The sequence below is a fragment of the Azohydromonas caseinilytica genome (assembly GCF_012927045.1).
GTDB lineage: Bacteria > Pseudomonadota > Gammaproteobacteria > Burkholderiales > Burkholderiaceae_C > Azohydromonas > Azohydromonas caseinilytica.
The window spans coordinates 1-5,692 of record NZ_JABBFW010000065.1 but is presented as its reverse complement, the minus strand read 5'-3'; the positions used below and the strand labels follow the sequence as shown (position 1 = coordinate 5,692).

Genomic DNA, 5,692 nt, shown 5'->3' with positions numbered 1-5,692 from the left:
GGCGCGCGGGCGGGTCACGCCGGTCAAGGTTGTCTCCACCGTCTTCATCGATCCCAAGGGGGAACGTCAACATGCCTAAGCCTGCCTACACCGTCGCGGCCGACGCGCTGCGCTCGCCGCTGTGCCACCTGCAGCCCACCGCCGCCGGCCGCGGCGACGCGGGGCTGCTGGCCGCGGAGCTGCCCCACCTGGGCTACCTGGTGCTGCGCGGGCGCGCCGACGACGTGGCCTTCATGAGCGCGGTGGCCGGCGTCATCGGCGCGCCGCTGCCCACCCAGCCGCGCGCGGCGCTGCGCTGCGCCGCCGGCGTGGTGCTGTGGCAGTCGCCCGACGAGTGGTGGCTGCTGTGCGCGCGCTCGCAGCGCGAGCGCCTGGTGGCGGCGCTCGAAGATGCGCTGCGGGGCTGCTTCGCGCAGGTGGCCGACAACAGCGGCGGCTTCACGGCGCTGCGCATCAGCGGCGCGCAGCACCTGCGGCTGCTGAGCCACCTGAGCCCCTACGACTTCGAGGGCCTGGCCGTGGGCCAGTGCGTCTCCACCGTCATGAGCAAGGCCGGCTTCACGCTGCTGCGCAGCGACGCGCAGGGCGTCACCCTGGTGTTCCGGCGCAGCTTTGCCGACTACATCTGGCGCCTCGTCGAGCGCACGGCGCGGCCCTACGGGCTGCAGCTCACCGACACCCGCGCCTGCACCGATGCGCTGCTCACGCCGCTGCTGGGCGGCACCGAAGCGCCGCGGCGGCAGCTGCAGCCGGCCTGAGTCCCGTCCCAGTCCATCCACGGAGAACCGAAGGAGGAATCGATGAAGCACAGAAAAGCAACGGCTTGCCTGCGCCAGGCCGCCTGGGCGCTGGCCCCCATCCTGCTCACGGCCGCGTCCTTCGGGGCGCGGGCGCAGGAGGTGGTGAAGATCGGCTTTACCGGCCCGCTCTCCGGCGGACAGGCCGCCTATGGCACCGACAACCGCGACGGGCTGCTGCTCGCAGTCAAGGAGCTCAATGCCAAGGGCGGCGTACAGGTCGGCTCGAAGAAGGTGAAGTTCGAGGTCGATGCCCAGGACGACGCGGCCGACCCGCGTCAGGGCGTGGCCGTGGCGCAGAAGCTCGCCGACGAGAAGGTGAAGTACGTCATCGGCCCGTACAACTCCGGCGTCGCCATCCCCGCTGGTCGCGTCTACAACGAGGCCGGCATGCTGTTGCTGACAGTGGCCTCCAACCCCAAGGTCACGGAGCTGGGCTATCCGCGCCTGTTCCGTGTCGGCGTCAACGACGCGCAGGTCGGCATTGCCATGGCCGTCTATGCCGCCAAGGAGATGAAGGCCAAGAACGTGGCGGTGGTGGACGACCGCACCGCCTACGGCCAGGGCCTGGTGCAGGAGTTCGTGGCCGAGGCCAAGCGGCAGGGGCTCAACGTCGTCAAGCAGGAGTTCACCACCGACAAGGCCACCGACTTCACGCCCATCCTCACGTCCATCCGCAGTGCCAAGCCCGACGCCGTGTTCTTCGGCGGCTACTCCTCGCAGGGCGGGCCGATGCTGCGCCAGATGGTGTCGCTGGGCATCTCCGCCAAGCTGCTGGGTGGCGACGGCATCTGCACGACCGAGACCAGCCGCCTCAGCGGCAACGTCGCCGACGGCAAGGTGTTCTGCACCCAGGCCGGCGTGATCCTGGGCAAGGCCGACGCCGGCCGCGCCTTCGCCGCCAAGTACAAGGCCGCCTACCAGCGCGACCCGCTGACCTACGCCGTGTCCTTCTACGACGCCGCCATGCTGCTGGCCGACGCCATGCAGAAGACCGGCTCCACCGACCCGGGCAAGCTCGCTGAAGCCTTGGCCAAGGGCAGCTACCAGGGCGTGGCCGGCGAGTACTCCTTCACCGACAAGCACGACCTGAAGTCCTCGCCGGTGAGCGTGTACGGTTTCAAGAACGGCCAGCCGGAGGCGCTGAGCTCGTTCTGAAACGCATCGGGAAAAGAAGTGTGACTTTCGGGCCGCGGCGGGCACGTCGCGGCCCGATCCGCTGCAGGGAAACACGGTCGCGAGCCCGGCCGGCGCAGGGCCAGAATACCGGCCTCGCTTCGGTATGAAGCTCAACCGATCCGTTCCCATGAAGGCATTCCACTTCAGCGCGCGGCAGCTCTTCTCCGCGCTCATGCCCGTCGCCCTGGCCGCCGCCTCCTTCGCCGCCCAGGCGCAGCAGGTCGTGAAGATCGGCTTCAGCAGCCCGCTGTCCGGTCCGCAGTCCGCCTATGGCGTGGACAACCGCGACGGCCTGCTGCTGGCCGTCAAGGAGCTCAACGCCAAGGGCATCCAGGTCGGCGGCCAGAAGGTCACTTTCGAGGTCGTGGCCGAGGACGACGCGGCCGACCCGCGCCAGGGCGTGGCCGTGGCGCAGAAGCTGGCCGACCAGAAGGTCAAGTTCGTGGTCGGCCCGTACAACTCCGGCGTCGCCATCCCGGCCGGCCGCGTCTACAACGAGGCCGGCATGGTGATGATGACGGTGGGCTCCAACCCCAAGATCACCGAGCTGGGCTACCCGCGGCTGTTCCGCATCGGCGTCAACGACGTGCAGCTGGGCTCGGCCATGGCGGTCTACGCCGCCAAGGAAATGAAGATCAAGAACGTGGCGGTGGTCGATGACCGCAGCGCCTACGGCCAGGGCCTGGTGCAGGAGTTCGTGGCCGAGGCCAAGCGCCAGGGCCTCAACATCGTCAAGCAGGAGTTCACCACCGACAAGGCCACGGACTTCACGCCCATCCTGACCTCCATCCGCAGCGCCAAGCCCGATGCCGTGTTCTTCGGCGGCTACTCGGCCCAGGGCGGCCCGATGCTGCGCCAGATGGTGTCGCTGGGCGTGCAGGCCAAGCTGCTGGGCGGCGACGGCATCTGCGCCACCGAGACCGCGCGGCTGAGCGGCGGCGCTGCCGACGGCAAGGTGCTGTGCGCCCAGGCCGGCACCATCCTGGGCAAGGCCGACGCCGGCCGTGCCTTCGCCGCCAAGTACAAGGCCGCCTACCAGCGCGACCCGCTGACCTACGCCGCCAACTTCTACGACGGCGCCATGCTGCTGGCCGACGCCATGCAGAAGGCCGGCTCGACCGACCCGGGCAAGGTCGCCGAACAAATGGCCAAGGGCAGCTACAAGGGCGTGGCCGGCGAGTACTCGTTCACCGACAAGCACGACCTGAAGTCCTCGCCGGTGAGCGTGTACGGCTTCAAGAACGGCCAGCCGGAGGTACTGACCTCGCTGTGAGCGGCAACCGGCGCTGCGCCGCTTTGCTGACCAGAAAAATGGGCCGCGACGGGTGGGTCGCGGCCCATTTCATTTTCTCGCCTGGGTTTTGACCCGGGACTTTTCCTGAGTTTCAGGACGCGTAGGAGGCCATGCCGCCCGCGGCAGCACGGCTGACGCGGGTCCGGCGCGCACCGGCCTCCGCCGCGGCCACCAGATGAATCGCACCCTGTTTGCCGCCCTGGCGACGATGGTCACTGGGAGAATGTCCGAACTGGGCCCTATAGGCCTTGCAGAAATGCGATGCCGTCTGGAATCCGCAGGCCACCGTGATTTGCATGATCGGGGCACTGGTGTGCGACAGCAGTTCTCGCGCACGGCGCAGGCGCAAGGTCAGATAATGCTGCGCCGGCGTCACGTGATAATACCGATGAAACAGGCGCTCAAGCTGGCGCAATGAAATGCCGGCCGCATCCGCAATTTCCGACAGCGCCAGCGGCTCCTCAATATTCGCGGCCATCAGCTCCGCCGCTTCCACCAAGTGCTCGTAGCCGGGACCGACGAATTCGGGCTGCGGGAGTTTTTGCTGGTCGGTGTGGTCACGCACGCGATCGACGATGAACTGCTCCGAAATCGCCATCGCCAGCTTGTTGCCGTGATGGCTGCGCACCAGCTGAATCATCAGGTGCAGAGGTGCAATACCGCCGGAGGCAGTGACACGCTCGCGGTCGATGACGAAAACCTCCAGCGCGAAATTCACCTTGGGATAGGACTCGCGCAGCGCCACCAGGTTTTCCCAGTGCACTGCACACCGATAGCCATCCAAGACCCCCGCTGCCGCCAGCGCATGGGTGCCGGTGCAAAGTGCGCCCAACGGCTGTCCCCGGGCGGCACGGCGGCGCAGGTCCTGCACGACCTCGTCGCTGATAACCTTTTGCACTTCCACGCCGCCGCAGACGAATACCAGGTCACAGGCGTCCAGGTCAGACAAGCTGCCTGCGTCAGCCAGAGCCAAGCCGTTGCTGGCAGTGGTTTTATCGCCCTCGACCGTTGCCACGGTCCATGAGTAAAGCTGCTGGCGGCTCAAGAGATTGGCCATGCGCAGCACCTCTACCGCATTGGCAAAGGCAATCATTGAATGATTGCCCAGCAGCAGGAATCCGAAATGACGGACCGGGGACGAAGCGCTTGAAGAAACAACCATGGCTTGAGGCCTCTAAATGGCAAGGACCGGCTTTGGAGCAGACACCAGGCAAATCGCAAGAGCCATGCCACCGCACATTGACCCGTATTGATCCACTGCAAAACGCCAGCTCACGGATTCATCCATCATTTGGTGCATTCAGCGGCCAATACACATGCCCCAGAGCCATGCCGCGGTGCAGCATGCACCGGTGCAGTGCCTACATCAAAAGGCGACGTGCCAGAAGATGGCGAGGCAACCGCAAAACCAGCGCAAGCACCGAGCTATGAAATCGGCACACTGGCAAGAGGGCAACTCGTTTCCTTGTGCAACATGCCGCCTAAAGACTGGGCATTCGTGTGTCAGTCAGACCTGAAGACCAATCGTGATTGCACCGCAATCCCACTCCCGCGTGAACAGGTGATTTCTCTTATATTCCCCAGTATCGCGCTGCGGCAATTTTATATTTACCAGAATATTGACTTGATCTGTGATAAGCAGACTCAAATACATAAACCAACGTTGGCAGGTCCATACCGGGCCGCACGGAACGTGCTTGGCCCGACCAACCCGTGCAAAAGCCCAGGCCGCCATTGGGCGGCCTGGGCTTTCGTGTTGAAGGGTGCAACGCCCGCGCGAGACGGTATCGCGCGGTGTGCTTAGGGCTTCAGGCTGGCGGTTGTACCAACGCCAGCTTGCGCAGGTGCTCCAGCAGCGCCTGGGCCTTGTCCACGGTGCTGCCCTCGCGGATGACGATGCCGCCCTGCCTGGCCGGCGCCCCGGAGCCCGTGGCGCGCGCCATGCGCGCCGCGCCGCTCTCGTTGGACGCGGCGGCCAGCGCGCGGCGCTGCTTGCGCGCGGGCTCCAGCACCCAGCGGTTGGCCTCGAGCTGTCCCGAAGATGCGGTGTCGGCTCGCCGGTCCTCGATGCGTCCGTGCTGCGCCGCCACCCAGGCGTGGCGCTGCGGCAGGTCCTCGCGCTGCGCCAGCCGCGCGCTGGTCACCAGCACCGCCGCGGTGCCGGGCTCCAGCCGCCAGGCGCGGCGTGCCCCGCGCGGCAGCGCCTGCACCACGCGCCAGCCGCCATCGGCTTCGGGCCGCAGGTCGATCACCTCGCCGATGAGCTCGCGCTGCAGCCGCTGCGCCAGCAGGTAGGGCAGCATGCCGCTGGAGAGGCCCGACTCGCCGCGCGGCCCGGCCAGCACCAGCGCGCTCTCGCGGCACACCGGCACCAGCGCCGCCACCGCGTCGGCCAGGCTGGGCTCGGGCTGCGCCAGCCGCG

4 protein-coding genes and 1 pseudogene are annotated in these 5,692 nt (G+C 67.2%); 3 read left to right on the top strand and 2 right to left on the bottom strand.

Going from position 1 to position 5,692, the window contains the following annotated elements; translation table 11 throughout:
* The first annotated feature begins 71 nt into the window (after positions 1-71).
* The 3 genes from HHL10_RS29765 to HHL10_RS29755 all read left to right on the top strand — a co-directional run bounded on the left by HHL10_RS29765 (position 72) and on the right by HHL10_RS29755 (position 3,249).
* Complete coding sequence (locus HHL10_RS29765) at positions 72-758, top strand: sarcosine oxidase subunit gamma (RefSeq protein WP_169164051.1); 687 nt, start codon at positions 72-74, stop codon at positions 756-758.
* A 42-nt stretch (positions 759-800) separates the two neighbouring features.
* Positions 801-1,955 carry a branched-chain amino acid ABC transporter substrate-binding protein gene (locus HHL10_RS29760; protein WP_169164050.1) on the top strand — a complete coding sequence of 385 codons (1,155 nt, stop codon included), beginning with the start codon at positions 801-803 and terminating at the stop codon, positions 1,953-1,955.
* A 148-nt stretch (positions 1,956-2,103) separates the two neighbouring features.
* The gene (locus tag HHL10_RS29755; RefSeq protein ID WP_375138998.1) at positions 2,104-3,249 is read left to right on the top strand and encodes a branched-chain amino acid ABC transporter substrate-binding protein; all 1,146 of its coding nucleotides are present in this window, start codon (positions 2,104-2,106) and stop codon (positions 3,247-3,249) included.
* 112 nt (positions 3,250-3,361) lie between these two features.
* Here the strand turns inward: HHL10_RS29755 and HHL10_RS29750 are convergent, their stop codons facing one another.
* Both HHL10_RS29750 and HHL10_RS29745 read right to left on the bottom strand, forming a co-directional pair.
* Complete coding sequence (locus HHL10_RS29750) at positions 3,362-4,432, bottom strand: GlxA family transcriptional regulator (protein WP_169164049.1); 1,071 nt, start codon at positions 4,430-4,432, stop codon at positions 3,362-3,364.
* Positions 4,433-5,078: 646 nt separating this feature from the next.
* A pseudogene (locus HHL10_RS29745) lies at positions 5,079-5,692 on the bottom strand (hypothetical protein); the annotation flags it as partial.